The 13,216-nt window shown below is 59.9% G+C and carries 14 protein-coding genes and 1 pseudogene; 10 read left to right on the top strand and 5 right to left on the bottom strand.

The annotated features are described in order from the left end of the window. Positions 1-103: 103 nt before the first annotated feature. Positions 104-547: pseudogene (locus tag GGD50_RS04630) on the top strand (FAD-binding domain-containing protein); the annotation flags it as partial. A gap of 3 nt (positions 548-550) precedes the next feature. On the opposite strand, the gene GGD50_RS04625 reads toward GGD50_RS04630, so the two are convergent. Then, positions 551-1,381, bottom strand: a complete 831-nt coding sequence (locus tag GGD50_RS04625; protein ID WP_107107862.1) for an SDR family NAD(P)-dependent oxidoreductase — start codon at positions 1,379-1,381, stop codon at positions 551-553. A gap of 295 nt (positions 1,382-1,676) precedes the next feature. On the opposite strand from GGD50_RS04625, the gene GGD50_RS04620 reads away from it, so the two are divergent. From GGD50_RS04620 to GGD50_RS04600, 5 genes are all read left to right on the top strand, one after another. After that, positions 1,677-2,717, top strand: coding sequence for a cysteine synthase A (locus tag GGD50_RS04620; RefSeq protein ID WP_107107861.1), 1,041 nt, complete (start codon positions 1,677-1,679; stop codon positions 2,715-2,717). A gap of 4 nt (positions 2,718-2,721) precedes the next feature. Next, complete coding sequence (locus GGD50_RS04615) at positions 2,722-3,459, top strand: alanyl-tRNA editing protein (RefSeq protein ID WP_107107860.1); 738 nt, start codon at positions 2,722-2,724, stop codon at positions 3,457-3,459. A gap of 52 nt (positions 3,460-3,511) precedes the next feature. After that, complete coding sequence (gene sseA / locus GGD50_RS04610) at positions 3,512-4,369, top strand: 3-mercaptopyruvate sulfurtransferase (protein WP_107107859.1); 858 nt, start codon at positions 3,512-3,514, stop codon at positions 4,367-4,369. A 59-nt stretch (positions 4,370-4,428) separates the two neighbouring features. Further along, positions 4,429-4,941, top strand: a complete 513-nt coding sequence (locus GGD50_RS04605) for a GNAT family N-acetyltransferase (protein ID WP_107108132.1) — start codon at positions 4,429-4,431, stop codon at positions 4,939-4,941. A 71-nt stretch (positions 4,942-5,012) separates the two neighbouring features. Continuing rightward, on the top strand, positions 5,013-5,486 hold the full coding sequence (locus GGD50_RS04600) for a DUF1203 domain-containing protein (protein WP_107107858.1): 474 nt from the start codon (positions 5,013-5,015) through the stop codon (positions 5,484-5,486). A 68-nt stretch (positions 5,487-5,554) separates the two neighbouring features. Here the strand turns inward: GGD50_RS04600 and ald are convergent, their stop codons facing one another. Continuing rightward, entirely contained in the window at positions 5,555-6,673 is a 1,119-nt protein-coding gene (ald, locus tag GGD50_RS04595) for an alanine dehydrogenase (protein ID WP_107107857.1), read from the bottom strand. 152 nt (positions 6,674-6,825) lie between these two features. Between ald and GGD50_RS04590 the strand changes: the two genes are divergently transcribed. Further along, positions 6,826-7,287, top strand: coding sequence for an Lrp/AsnC family transcriptional regulator (locus GGD50_RS04590; protein WP_107107856.1), 462 nt, complete (start codon positions 6,826-6,828; stop codon positions 7,285-7,287). A gap of 18 nt (positions 7,288-7,305) precedes the next feature. On the opposite strand, the gene GGD50_RS04585 is transcribed toward GGD50_RS04590, so the two are convergent. Beyond that, positions 7,306-8,115, bottom strand: a complete 810-nt coding sequence (locus tag GGD50_RS04585; RefSeq protein WP_181316040.1) for an endonuclease/exonuclease/phosphatase family protein — start codon at positions 8,113-8,115, stop codon at positions 7,306-7,308. Positions 8,116-8,287: 172 nt separating this feature from the next. Between GGD50_RS04585 and GGD50_RS04580 the strand changes: the two genes are divergently transcribed. Further along, on the top strand, positions 8,288-8,647 hold the full coding sequence (locus tag GGD50_RS04580; protein WP_107107855.1) for a PilZ domain-containing protein: 360 nt from the start codon (positions 8,288-8,290) through the stop codon (positions 8,645-8,647). Between the two features lie 137 nt (positions 8,648-8,784). Then, complete coding sequence (locus GGD50_RS04575) at positions 8,785-10,773, top strand: bifunctional 2',3'-cyclic-nucleotide 2'-phosphodiesterase/3'-nucleotidase (RefSeq protein WP_107107854.1); 1,989 nt, start codon at positions 8,785-8,787, stop codon at positions 10,771-10,773. Positions 10,774-10,830: 57 nt separating this feature from the next. On the opposite strand, the gene GGD50_RS04570 is transcribed toward GGD50_RS04575, so the two are convergent. After that, positions 10,831-11,799 carry a LysR family transcriptional regulator gene (locus GGD50_RS04570; protein WP_107107853.1) on the bottom strand — a complete coding sequence of 323 codons (969 nt, stop codon included), beginning with the start codon at positions 11,797-11,799 and terminating at the stop codon, positions 10,831-10,833. Between the two features lie 140 nt (positions 11,800-11,939). Between GGD50_RS04570 and GGD50_RS04565 the strand changes: the two genes are divergently transcribed. Continuing rightward, positions 11,940-12,554 carry an FMN-dependent NADH-azoreductase gene (locus tag GGD50_RS04565; RefSeq protein ID WP_107107852.1) on the top strand — a complete coding sequence of 205 codons (615 nt, stop codon included), beginning with the start codon at positions 11,940-11,942 and terminating at the stop codon, positions 12,552-12,554. A 53-nt stretch (positions 12,555-12,607) separates the two neighbouring features. On the opposite strand, the gene GGD50_RS04560 is transcribed toward GGD50_RS04565, so the two are convergent. Next, the gene (locus GGD50_RS04560; RefSeq protein WP_107107851.1) at positions 12,608-13,195 is read right to left on the bottom strand and encodes a TetR/AcrR family transcriptional regulator; all 588 of its coding nucleotides are present in this window, start codon (positions 13,193-13,195) and stop codon (positions 12,608-12,610) included. Positions 13,196-13,216: the final 21 nt, after the last annotated feature.

Raw genomic sequence — 13,216 nt, 5'->3', positions numbered from 1 at the left:
TATTTTGCGACCGACATCATATACTGGTTCCGGCAGCGACAAATCCTGCGAAGAAACAACGGGCGGTCGGCTGGCCAGGCCATGACGACATCGAAGAAAGAGCCGGCAGCTTTGGCGGCACGGCTGGATGCATAATCGCGTCCGCATGATCACGGCCTCGTTCCTGATCAAGGATCTGCTGATCGACTGGCGCGAGGGGGAGTCCTGGTTTCGCGATACGCTCGTCGATGCCGATCCGGCGGCCAATACTGCAAACTGGCAATGGGTGGCGGGCTCAGGCGCCGATGCCTCGCCCTTCTTCCGCATCTTCAATCCGGTGCTGCAGGGCGAGAAATTCGATCCGGATGGTGGCTATATCAGGACCTTCGTGCCGGAGCTGGCAGCTCTCGACAGCAAATACATCCATCGGCCATTCGAGGCGCCGGATACGGTGCTGAAGCGTGCGGGCATAGAACTCGGCAGGGACTTTCCCCGGCCGATCGTCGATCACACCGCGGCGCGGCAGCGTGCGCTCGATGCACACGCATCACTGAAGAAGGATGATTAAGCGCTATTCGGCCGGATGCGGCGTTACGCGCGGCCCGACCGACTGGTGCTTATGGCCGCTGCCGAGAAAATATCGCAGCACCCGGAAATAGAGGCTGTAGGGCAGAAACTTCAAAAGCTTTGCCCGATAGACCAAGCCCTTCGGGAAGCTGATGTCGAAGGCCGGCGATTTCAATCCGGCTGCGATCGTGTCCGCAGCCTGCTGCGCCGATACCACGTCCGGCATCTCGAACTTGTTCTGTGCGGTCAATGGCGTATCGACATAACCGGGGGTGACGAGCTGGATGTGAATGCCCATCCGTTCCAGCTCGAACTTCAGGCTTTCGGCCATGTTGATCAGCGCAGCCTTGCTGGCGCCGTAAGCAGCGCCACCGGGCAGGCCGCCATAACCAGCCACCGAAGACACAAGGGCAACCTGCCCGTATCCCCTGGAGCGCATATGCCGGACCGCAGGAACGAGGCAGTTGACGACACCGTGGAGATTGACGGCAAAGCTTCGTTCGAACACCTCGTGATTGAGGTCCTCGCCCCGCGCCGGCAGATAGATGCCAGCATTCAGAACCGCCAGGGCGACGGGGCCGTGCTGATATTCGATGGCGGCAACGGTGTGCTCCATATCTTCAGCGCTGGTAACATCGCCGTCGAGCACGACGATGCTGCCGGCAAGCGCGCTTGCCTCGGCCTGCAACTCAAGAAGCTTTTCATGACTGCGAGCCGTAACGGCGACTTTATATCCTTCTTCGGCCAGTTTCAGCGCGAGCGCGCGGCCCATACCGGAACTGGCGCCGGTAATCCAGACGACTCCGTGTTCGGGGCGTGCGATGAACGGGCTCATGGCTCTTCTCCTTGGCTGGCGGTCGCTTACATCAGACACTTATTCGCGGCCGTCCGTGGCATTTTAGAGATAGCGCATCATTGTGGCCGCTTTCGGCCGGATTAAGGGCCCGATATGGAAAACAATGTCACCAATTGGAGACACGCGGACCGGATCGAAGATTGCGGCCAATGAGGTCGCCAAGTCGAATTTTGCGGCACGAACAAATAGCGAGGAACAGAATTTCTTGCCTATGCCGCCTTGTGAAGGGAAAAGACCGTTCTTACAGTAGTCCCGAACAGAAGGCAGAGATTCCATGACCGTCCATCCCTCCGTCCTAGAAGCGATCGGCAACACGCCACTGATCAAACTCAAGGGTGCCTCCGAGGCGACGGGCTCGACCATCCTCGGCAAGGCGGAGTTCCTGAACCCCGGCCAGTCGGTCAAGGATCGCGCCGCGCTCTACATCATCCGCGATGCCGAAAAGAAAGGCCTGCTGAAGCCCGGCGGCGTCATCGTCGAGGGGACTGCGGGCAATACCGGCATCGGCTTGACGGTGGTCGCCAAGGCGTTGGGCTACCGCACCGTCATCGTCATTCCGGAAACACAGAGCCAGGAAAAGAAGGACGCGCTGAAGCTGCTCGGCGCCGAGCTGGTGGAAGTGCCGGCCGTTCCCTACAAAAACCCCAACAACTACGTGAAGGTTTCCGGCCGGCTTGCGGCGGAATTGGCGAAGACTGAGCCGAACGGCGCGATCTGGGCGAACCAGTTCGACAACGTCGCCAATCGCCAGGCGCATATTGAAACGACCGCCAAGGAAATCTGGGCTGACACCAACGGCAAGGTCGACGGCTTCATCTGCTCGGTCGGCTCCGGCGGCACGTTGGCGGGCGTCGCCATGGGTCTGCATGGTTTCAACAAGGACATCAAGATCGGCATCGCCGATCCGGAAGGGGCGGCACTTTACGAATTCTACAAGAACGGCGAGCTGAAATCCTCCGGCTCTTCGATCACCGAGGGTATCGGCCAGGGCCGCGTAACTGCAAACCTGGAAGGTTTTACGCCTGATTTCGCCTATCAGATCACCGATGCCGAAGCCCTGCCCTATGTCTTCGATCTGGTCGAACACGAAGGTCTCTGCCTCGGCGGCTCGACGGCCATCAACATTGCCGGCGCCGTGCGCCTTGCCAGGGATCTCGGCCCCGGCCATACGATCGTGACTATCCTCTGCGACTATGGCAATCGCTATCAGTCCAAGCTTTTCAATCCGGACTTCCTGAGATCGAAGGGTCTGCCGCTGCCGGCATATCTGACGACGACTTCCAATATTCCTATTCCTTACGAAAACCTGGCGTGATTTTATGTCGGTGAATGCCCTTTATCGTGACGATTTCTATCTCTCGACTGCTGAGGCTGTCGTAACCGCAATTCACGAGGATGGGGGCATAGAGCTCGATCAAACCTGCTTCTACGCGACCTCCGGCGGACAGCCGGGGGACACCGGTTTCTTCGAGCGCGCCGACGGTTCCAAAATCGTGCTTGGCCAGACCAAGCACGGGGCGACGAAGGATATCATCATCCATGTGCCGCAGGAGGGCGCAGCGCCGCCTGCCCTCGGCGAGAAGCTGGTGCTGCATGTCGACTGGCCGCGCCGCTACCGGCTGATGCGTATGCACACCGCTTGCCATCTGCTCTCGGTTGTCTGCCAATATCCGATCACGGGTGCGGCGGTCGGCGAGGATGAAAGCCGCGTCGATTTCGACATGAGCGAGACGATCGACAAGGACGAGGTGACGGCGAAGATGATGGCGCTCGTCAGCGAGAACCATCCCGTTTTCGTCCAGTGGATCACGGATGAGGAGCTTGCAGCCAATCCGGGTATCGTCAAGTCGAAGAATGTGCGCCCGCCGATCGGACTCGGCCGCGTCAGCCTTGTCTGCATCGGCGAGAACTCCGCCATTGACAGCCAGCCCTGCGGCGGCACACATGTGTCGGAGACGCAGGAAGTCGGGGCAATCTATATCGCCAAGATCGAGAAGAAGGGCAGGGAGAACCGCCGCTTCCGCATCCGTTTCGGCACGCCCACCGACGACGCCTAAGCCGGCGGTTTCTGGAACAATAAGGCCCGATATAAATCAGGGAGAGATCATCATGACAGCGGAGAAGAGCCGTTTCGTCGTATCCGCCGATTGGCTGCAGAGCGAACTGGGCGCCAAGGATCTGCGTATCCTCGACGCATCCTTCTATCTGCCGGCGCAGAAGCGCGATGCCAATGCCGAATATGCCAGCGGTCATATTCCCGGCACCATCCGCTTCGATCAGGACAAGATCGCCGATCACTCTACCGGCCTGCCGCATATGGTGCCTTCGCCGGAAGTCTTCGCAGCCGAGGTCGGCAAGCTCGGCATCAGCGAGACCGATCGCATCGTGGTCTATGATGGCCCCGGCATCTTCGCATCACCGCGTGTCTGGTGGCTATTTCATGTCGTCATGGGCGCTGCGAATGTCTTCGTGCTCGACGGCGGCCTGGATGGCTGGAAGGCCGAAGGGCGACCGCTGGAAATCGCCCTGCCCGCATATGCACCGGCCACCTTCAAGCCGAATTTCAATGCGGCCCGCATTGTCCCCTTCGATGAGATGCGCGAGGTCGTCGACAGCGGCTCGCTGCAGATCGCCGATGCCCGCAGCGCCGGCCGTTTCGCGGCCACCGAGCCGGAACCGCGCGAAGGCATGCGCTCCGGTCACATGCCGGGCGCAAAAAGCCTGCCGTCCGGCAGCTTCGCGGTGAACGGCAAGTTCAAATCCCTGCCGGAACTGCGCGAAACGATCGAGAAGGCCGGTATCGATCTTGAAAAGCCTGTCGTGACCACCTGCGGCTCCGGAATCACCGCCGCCATCATAACGCTGGCGCTGGAATCGCTCGGCCATGGCGCCAACCGGCTCTATGACGGCTCCTGGTCGGAATGGGGCAGCCGGCCGGACACGCGTATCGTCACTGGCAAAGACTGAGCGGCACCGTCCCCGTGAAAACCCCATCGTCGCTCAAAGTCCATATCACCCGGCTGGAAATGACCGCGCCGCCCAAGGCGAGCCTGCCTGTGCCCGTCAACATCCAGACGGCAATCATGCGCTCGCCCGGCATTCCCCTGCCCTTCTACCGCTATCTCTATCGCCAGGTCGGCGCGCGCTGGCATTGGGTCGACCGGCTTCGCATGCACGACGAGGAGCTGACGGCAGTTTTGCACGACCAGCGCAACGACATCAGCGTACTCTATGTTAACGGCGCTCCGGCCGGCTTCTTCGAATATTTCCGTGAGGATGAGGAGACGATCGAGCTCAGCCATTTCGGCCTGATCGAGCACGCTCTCGGTCTCGGCATCGGCAAATGGTTCCTGTTGCAGGCGCTCTACGCCATGTGGACGCTGAGCCCGCAACGCATCACCGCGACCACCAACAATCTCGACCATCCGCGGGCGCTTCAGCTCTATCAGATGTTCGGCTTTTCCCCCGTCTCGACCGGCGAAGGCATCGTAAGGCCGCTGAGCGACAAGGAATTGCTGGAGCTGGCAAGGAAAAGCTAGCCGCAGGAATCGGGTGGCTTCTCCTGCCGTCGCGGCGCATCACATGACAAATCGTAAAAAGGAGATTTGTCATGCCCTCCATTGCCTTTGCCGCCATGCCCACGTCGGATGCCGAAACCCTCTGGAATGGTGGCACGGATTCCTATGGTCACCTACCAGAGACAACGATCTCGGACGGCCCGGGCCATCCCTGCCGCCATTGCCTGCGGAATATCGATGCCGGCGAAGAGCTTTTTGTTTTCGCCTATCGGCCGTTTCCAGAGTTGCAGCCCTATGCCGAGACCGGGCCGGTTTTCCTGCATAAAGCGCCTTGCCGGCGTTATGAGGCCGAGGAAATCCTGCCGCCCGTACTGACCACCAGCCCGGATTTCATTGTGCGGGGCTATGGCGAAAACAACCGCATCGTCTACGGCACCGGCGCCGTGACACCGACCGATGACATCAAAGCCTATGCTGCCGACCTCCTGAGCCGCGAAGGCATCGCTTATGTGCATGTCCGCTCGGCGCGCAACAATTGCTATCAGTGCCGGATCGATCGGGCGTAGTAGCTCAATGGAAAGAAGCGCCGGCATGTAAAATGCCGGCGCTTCCATTCAACGCAGCGCGATGGGATTTACGCTACGTTCAAGACGCTTTCCGGAGCGTAGGCTTCGTAGCCGAGCGCTTCGGCGACGGGCCTGTTGGTGACACGGCCCTTGTGGATATTGAGGCCATTGCGCAAGTGCTTGTCCTCGGCAATGGCGCGCAGGCCGCGGTCTGCGAGGGCGAGGCCGTAATAGATGGTGGAATTGTTCAGCGCATGCGCCGAGGTGACCGGAACCGCACCCGGCATGTTGGCGACGCAGTAGTGGACGATGCCTTCGACCTCATAGGTCGGTTCGGAATGGGTCGTGGCATGTGAGGTTTCGAAGCAGCCGCCCTGGTCGATGGCGACGTCGACAATGACGGCACCCTTCTTCATGCCGGAGAGCATTTCGCGCGTCACGAGCTTCGGCGCTGCAGCACCCGGGATCAACACGGCACCGATGACGAGATCGGCGGCAAAGACCTCTTCTTCCAGCGCCTGAATGCTGGAATAGCGCGTGTGGACACGGCCGTTGAAGATATCGTCGAGCTGGCGGAGGCGCGGCAGCGAACGATCGAGAATGCTGACATCGGCGCCGAGCCCTGCCGCCATCTTGGCGGCGTGAAGGCCGACGACACCGCCGCCGATGATGGCGACCTTGGCCGGCAAGACGCCGGGCACGCCACCAAGCAGGATACCGAGGCCGCCATTGGCCTTCTGCAGCGCGGTGGCACCCGCCTGGATCGACAAACGGCCGGCAACTTCCGACATCGGCGCAAGCAGCGGCAGGCCGCCGCGCTCATCGGTGACGGTTTCATAGGCGATGGCGGTGACGCCGGAGGCGATCAGGCCCTTGGTCTGCTCCGGATCGGGCGCGAGGTGCAGATAGGTATAGAGAAGCTGGCCGTCGCGCAGTTGCACCCATTCGGAAGGCTGCGGCTCCTTGACCTTCACGATCATGTCGCACTTTTCGAAAATGTCCTTCGCGGTGGCGGCGATCTTGGCGCCGGCGGCGATATAGGCATGATCATCGGCCCCGATCCCTGCACCCGCTTTGGTCTCGACCCAGACCTCATGACCATGGGCGACATATTCGCGAACGGATGCGGGCGTCAAACCGACGCGATATTCATGATTCTTGATTTCTTTCGGACAACCAACACGCATTTTGCTTCTCCCTGAATGCTTATTCGGTTTGCAACTGTTCCGCTGAGAATGAGACCACCTTCGCGCTGAAATGTCCTTGCAAAGACAATTTGCCGAACCAGCTTTTTTCGTGGATTATTGCGCCAAAGCGAGATTTTTCGAAGGATCTTCGAATGCCTGACATAGACACCATCGATCGTTCGATTTTGCGCGTGCTGCAACAGAACGCCAGGATCACCAATGCCGAACTTGCCGAAAAGGTCGGCCTGTCGCCTTCCGCCTGCTCACGCCGGCTCGACATTCTGGAGAAGGACGGCGTGATCGGCGGCTATCATGCAAGGCTGTCGCACAAGGCGCTGGACTACAAGATGATCGCCATCGTGCACATCTCGCTGTCCGGCCAGTTTGCCAAGACGCTGTCGGAATTCGAAACGGCGGTGAAACGTTGTCCGAACGTGCTCGTCTGCTATCTCATGTCCGGCGAATACGACTATATCCTGCGCGTCGCCGCGCGCGATCTTGAAGATTACGAACGCATCCACCGTGACTGGCTCTCCGCACTGCCGCATGTGGTGAAGATCAATTCCAGCTTCGCGCTGCGCGAAATCATCGACCGGCCGAATGTCGGGCTCTGAGCCTCACGGCCGGCAGAGCTATCGCAGGTCCAGCAGCAAGGCGCGGTGATCGGAGACTTCCGGCTCGGCGACGGCGTCGAATGCAATCACCTCCACCGCCGATGTCACCAGCATATAGTCGGCATAACGCGGCTCCTTGCGATAGTAGGAGGTCCGTGTGTCGCGGTGACCGCGCGAGGTGACGAGGTCGAAAAGCCCGAATGTGCTTAGGGCATCGAAGGTGACGCTCCCCGGCAGGACATTGAAGTCGCCACAGACGACGAGCCTCTCATCGCCCTGGTGAACCTGCCGGATAAGTTCCACCAATGCCTTCGCCTGGGTGTGACGGGCCGGTGTGTCGCCTTTGCCTTCTATATCGCGCAGACCATGCATCTGCGCGATGGTGACGGGGAAACCACCTTCGTAATCGAAGATGCGAATGCAATGGGCATTGCGCGACCGCGGATGCGAACCCCAGCCGTCGGCCGAGAATTCCCCATGTACGAAACCCGAGGCTTGGCCGATGACCGGATAGGATTTGCGCACGAAGGTTGCGAGGCCGAATTCGGACGGGATCAGCCGATCGCCATCGAAGAGATCGCCCCGCGCCGTCGGGCTGAAGAAGGCATCATATGCTGGAAGGGCTGCGCTGATCTCATCGAAGAGATTAGCCCGCTGCGGAAGCTCGACGCCATGATCACGGTAAACCAGCCATTCGGATTGTGCATCTGCAGTGCGCCCGACTTCCTGCAGGCACAGGACATCCGCGTCGATATCGACGAGATATCGCATCAGCGGCTCATGCAGCAGTCCGCCCCAAACATTCAGCGAAACGATGCGCAACGTCATTTCCTCTTTCCCCAAACTCCCGCTCGTCCAGCATGAGAATGCCCGGAATTGCAACATTAAAAGCTGCCGGTCCCGATTCGGAACGGATCGCGTCAATTTTAGCGATCGTTCTAAACACCTTTCAACGCCTGCCTGCTATCGGTGTCATCAGATACAGGCATCGAGGTCAGTTATGCAGCCGATTTCAAAACCGCTCACGGAGAACAATCTGAAAATCAAAGCGAGGCGTTCGCCGCGCAAGCATGCCCGCCTGATGGGTCGGGTCCGATATTTCGCCAAGGCGGTGACCGGCCGCGTCGTCAATATTTCCACCGGCGGCATTGCGCTCGACCTGCAATCACCGATCCATGCCGCCGCCGGCAGCAAGGTCCGTGTCGAATGCGATGAGATCGGCATCCTGGACGGCATCGTGCGCTGGATCCATGGAGGCCGGATCGGCATCGAGTTCGATCCCTCCTCCAACGCGTCGGCTCAGGTTGCTTCCTATTTCCGCTTTTTCCACAAGGAGATACAGCCGGTTCTCAAACGCTGAGGGCTTCTTCGCTCTTTGGCGCCGGCACCACAATAAGCCTGTCATATTCGTGGTGCACACCTTCAAAATTCGTCTTAATCTCCCTCACCCCGAGAGGTGATCGAGGGCTGATAGATTCATTGTTGAAGGAGTGTTTCATGTCTTCCATTCTGGAATTGCCCAGCATGTCGCGCCGTTCGTTGCTGCAGGGCCTTAGCGCCACGGCCGCGCTCATTGTGCTGCATCCTTTTGCGGCCCGCGCCGCCAGCAATCAGGCGCACCTGCGCCTCATGGAAACGACAGACATTCACGTCAACGTCTTCCCTTACGACTACTATGCCGACAAGCCGAACGACACGATGGGCCTGTCGCGCACGGCAACGATCATAGACAACATCCGTGCCGAGGCCACCAACTCGCTGCTGATCGACAACGGCGACGTGCTGCAGGGCAATCCGATGGGCGACTACATGGCCTATCAGCACGGCATGAAGGACGGCGACGTCCATCCGGTGATCAAGGCGATGAATACGCTCGGCTATGAGGTCGGCACGCTCGGAAATCATGAGTTCAACTATGGCCTCGACTTCATGTTCAAGGTGCTCGGCGGGGCGAACTTCCCCTTCGTCTGCGCCAACCTGACCAAGGGTCAGCTCGCTTCCGACCCGAAGAAGGACGATCTGTTCTTCAAGCCGTATCTGATCCTCGAAAAGAAGATCAAGGACGGCGCCGGCAATGAGAATACGATCAAGATCGGCTTCATCGGCTTCGTGCCGCCGCAGATCATGCTCTGGGACATCAAGAATCTCGAAGGCAAGGCACAGACCCGCGACATCGTCGAGGCTGCCAAGGCCTGGGTTCCGGTGATGAAGGAAGAAGGCGCCGACATCGTGATTGCGCTTTCCCACTCCGGCATCGACGGCAGCGGCCCGTCCGACAAGATGGAAAACGCCTCGCTCTACGTCGCCGCCGTTCCCGGCATCGACGCGATCTTCACCGGTCACCAGCATCTCGTCTTCCCTGGTCCGAAGACCTGGGACGGCATCAAGGATGCCGATCCGGTCAAGGGCACACTGCATGGCAAGCCCGCCGTCATGGCCGGCTTCTGGGGTTCGCATCTCGGCCTGATCGACCTGCTACTGGAAAAAGACGGCAAGAGCTGGAAGATCGTAGACTTCACCTCCGAGGCTCGGCCGATCTATCACCGCGACGACAAGAAGAAGGTCATCGCGGATGTTGCCGACAAGAAGGAAGTCGTGGAAGCGGCCAAGGCCGAGCATGAGGCGACGCTGACCTATGTCCGCACGCCCGTCGGCAAGACCTCCGCGCCGCTCTACTCCTATTTCGCACTGGTCGCCGACGATCCGTCGGTGCAGGTCGTGAGCCAGGCGCAGCTCTGGTACATCAAGAATATGCTGAAGGAGACGCAGTATAAGGATCTGTCGGTGCTTTCGGCAGCAGCTCCCTTCAAATGCGGTGGCCGCAACGGCGCCGACTATTATACCGACGTTCCTGCGGGCGACATCGCCATCAAGAATGTTGCCGACCTCTATCTCTATCCGAACACGGTGCAGGCGGTCGTCATCAACGGCGCGCAGGTCAAGAACTGGCTGGAAATGTCGGCGGCGATGTTCAATCAGGTCCAGCCGGGCGCGAAGGATGCGGATCTGATTAACAACAGCTTCCCGTCCTATAACTTCGACGTTATCGACGGCGTCACCTATCAGATCGACCTCTCGCAGCCGCGCCGCTTCGGCGATGACGGCAAGGTTCTGAATGCCGATGCCAACCGCATCCAGAACCTGCAGTTCAACGGCAAGCCGATCGATGCGACTCAGAAGTTCGTGGTCGTCAGCAACAACTACCGCGCCGGCGGCGGCGGCAACTTCCCGGAAATCGCCTCGGATAAGGTCGTCTACCAGGCTCCGGATACTAACCGCGACGTCATCGTCCGCTATGTCCACGATCAGGGCACAATCAATCCGACCGCCGACGGCAACTGGACGTTCAAGCCGCTGCCGGGCACGACGGTCCTGTTCCAAAGCTCACCCAAGGCCAAGGATTTCCTGGCCCAGGTGAAGAGCGTGAAGATCGAAGACGCTGGCGAAGGTACCGACGGCTTCCATAACTTCCGGCTGGTTCTTTAGTCCCGGTCGTTCCCTCTCCCCGCCCCTTCGGCAAGCTCAGGAGCGGGGAGAGGGTTTTCACTCCGCCGCCAACTGCTTTTCGTCCAGATGAAACATGTCGACGGCAGCCTTGAAATCCGCCTGGTTCGGGCATTTTGAAAGGCGCTCGCTGAAGGCTTCGATCATCCAGGCAGCGGCGGGACCGGGAGGATTGTCGAGCTTGTGGACCGCGTAGATCGGATATTCGCTCTGATCGTAGGCATCGAGGGCCAGACGCACCAATCGTCCCTTCTGCAGGTCTTCCACGATGAGCGAAGCCGGCAGCCCACCCCAGCCGAGGCCACCACGCATCAATTGATGCTTGGTCGCGATGTCGCTGACATGCCAGATCTTGTACGACAGGACGTTGAAATCCTTCCCATTCGTGAGACCTGAGGCATCGGTCACGACCAATTGCACCTCGTCTCGCACATCGGCAAGCGTCAACGGCCTTTCGATCTGGGCGAGCGGATGATTGGGCGATGCTACCGGAAGCATGAAGGAGTGACCGATACGCTCGATCACCAGCGAATCGTCCTGATTCGGCACCGCACCACCAATGCCGATCGTCGACTTACCGCTGGCGACGAGTTCCATCATCGTGCCGAGTTCGCCGGTGTCGAGCCGTAGCGAGACGAGCGGGAAGCGATCGCGAAACTCGCTCAGCACGTCGACCGTCGCATTCGTCGGCACCATCACGCTGATGGCCACCGCCACTTCCGCTTCAAGTCCCGCCTTCAAACCTTTGACACGAGCACGCATCACTCCGAGATCGGAGAGAATACGGCGCGCATCCTCCAGCATGGCTCTGCCCGCATCCGTCAGCGTCGGCTGGCGGGAGCCGGAGCGCTCGAACAGCGGCATCTCAAGCTGGGCCTCAAGATTGGCGATCGTGTAGCTGATGACCGATTGCGCGCGATTGAGCGTGCGCGATGCAGCGGAAAAGCTGCCGGATTCGGCAACGGTCAAAAAGACCTGCAACTGGTCGAGGGTCGGATTGGGAAGCATTGGGTGGCCATCCATTCTATCGATAATTCCAATCCATATTATCACAGTTTTTTCGATGGCACTGCAGTCTTATTTCTCTTCTCGAACGATGGTCAGTCTCCCAGCCTGGCTCTCACAACCCTTTGAAAAGGAATAGAATCATGTCCTCCATTCTGCTTCTGACGTCCAGCCCGCGCTCCGACTCGCTTTCCACCAAGATCGCCAGCGAGCTTGCCGACAAGATCAAGGCCCAGAACCCGGGCAAGACGATCGTCCATCGCGACCTCGCCGCCACTGCCCTGCCGCATATCGACGAGCCCTTCACTGCCGCCATCCGCACGCCGGCCGACGCCCGCACGCCCGAGCAGCAGGAACTGATCAAGGTTTCCGACGCGCTCGTCGACGAGCTGCTCGCAGCCGACACGCTGGTCATCGGCACCGGCCTCATCAACTTCAACATCTATTCCTCGCTGAAGACCTGGATCGACAATATCGCCCGCGCCGGCCGCACCTTCACCTACACGGAAACCGGCCCGAAGGGTCTGGTGACCGGCAAGAAGGCTTATATCGTGCTCGCTTCCGGCGGCGTCTATTCCGAAGGCCCGGCCGCTCCGCTCAACCACGCCGTTCCCTACCTGAAGTCGGTTCTCGGCTTCATCGGCATCACCGACGTGGAAACCGTCTATATCGAAGGCGTCGCCTTCGGTCCGGAAGCCGCTGAAAAGGCAATCGGCGCTGCCCAGGCCCGCGCAACCGAGCTGGCGCTGGCCGCCTAAGCCTCCAGCACGATCAATTCTTTGTGAGCGGCCGGTCCCCACCGGCCGCTTTTTTATGTCTCGTTGCCTGCTGCCAGCTCTTTCACGAAGCTCCGCGCAGCCTCCAGAATTTCGCGGGAAAATTCGTCGTCGTTTGCAATACGCGCGAGGCCGACAGCGCCGGTCATCAGGCATGAGGCGATGATGGCGTTGCGCCGCGCTTCCGCTGTATCCGGCTGCGGCATGCGCGCCGTCATCGATGCGATGTTTCTCCGTATTCCTTCCGTCGCGATTGTGCGAACGGCTTCGCCGCTGCGCGCGATATCGGCCGTCAGCGCGGCATAGGCACAGCCTTCACCGCGTTGGTCGCGATGCCGCGTGCTGAGATAATCGTCGGCATAGCTCTCCAGAGAAATATCCGCCGGATCGATCCCCTTCTCTTCCAATTGCCGCCGCCATGACTCCACCGCCACCTGAACGGCTTCGGCCACGAGCTCGTCTCGGGAGGCAAAATGTTTATAGAAGCCGCCGACCGTCAGGCCCGCTTCCTTCATCAGATCGGCAACGCCGATACCCTCCAGCCCCTCCTCCCGCAGGCGCTTGGCGGCAAGCGTCACGATCCGCTCATGCGTCTTCTGCTTCTCCAACTGAGAATGGCCCATCGAAAAATCTCCTCAATCCGT

Origin of the sequence: Martinezella paranaensis (assembly GCF_014200235.1) — a bacterium.
GTDB lineage: Bacteria > Pseudomonadota > Alphaproteobacteria > Rhizobiales > Rhizobiaceae > Rhizobium > Rhizobium paranaense.
The sequence above is the reverse complement of the archived record's forward strand: the minus strand, read 5'-3'. Positions and strand labels throughout refer to the sequence as shown.

Coding starts and splice junctions, on each gene's coding strand:
- GGD50_RS04605 (WP_107108132.1), top strand. CDS start 4,429: ATGACCGCGCCGCCCAAGGCGAGCCTGCCTGTGCCCGTCAACATCCAG.
- GGD50_RS04600 (WP_107107858.1), top strand. CDS start 5,013: ATGCCCTCCATTGCCTTTGCCGCCATGCCCACGTCGGATGCCGAAACC.
- GGD50_RS04570 (WP_107107853.1), bottom strand. CDS start 11,799: ATGCTTCCCAATCCGACCCTCGACCAGTTGCAGGTCTTTTTGACCGTT.
- GGD50_RS04585 (WP_181316040.1), bottom strand. CDS start 8,115: ATGACGTTGCGCATCGTTTCGCTGAATGTTTGGGGCGGACTGCTGCAT.
- GGD50_RS04620 (WP_107107861.1), top strand. CDS start 1,677: ATGACCGTCCATCCCTCCGTCCTAGAAGCGATCGGCAACACGCCACTG.
- GGD50_RS04615 (WP_107107860.1), top strand. CDS start 2,722: ATGTCGGTGAATGCCCTTTATCGTGACGATTTCTATCTCTCGACTGCT.
- GGD50_RS04580 (WP_107107855.1), top strand. CDS start 8,288: ATGCAGCCGATTTCAAAACCGCTCACGGAGAACAATCTGAAAATCAAA.
- ald (WP_107107857.1), bottom strand. CDS start 6,673: ATGCGTGTTGGTTGTCCGAAAGAAATCAAGAATCATGAATATCGCGTC.
- GGD50_RS04565 (WP_107107852.1), top strand. CDS start 11,940: ATGTCCTCCATTCTGCTTCTGACGTCCAGCCCGCGCTCCGACTCGCTT.
- GGD50_RS04560 (WP_107107851.1), bottom strand. CDS start 13,195: ATGGGCCATTCTCAGTTGGAGAAGCAGAAGACGCATGAGCGGATCGTG.
- GGD50_RS04625 (WP_107107862.1), bottom strand. CDS start 1,381: ATGAGCCCGTTCATCGCACGCCCCGAACACGGAGTCGTCTGGATTACC.
- GGD50_RS04590 (WP_107107856.1), top strand. CDS start 6,826: ATGCCTGACATAGACACCATCGATCGTTCGATTTTGCGCGTGCTGCAA.
- sseA (WP_107107859.1), top strand. CDS start 3,512: ATGACAGCGGAGAAGAGCCGTTTCGTCGTATCCGCCGATTGGCTGCAG.
- GGD50_RS04575 (WP_107107854.1), top strand. CDS start 8,785: ATGTCTTCCATTCTGGAATTGCCCAGCATGTCGCGCCGTTCGTTGCTG.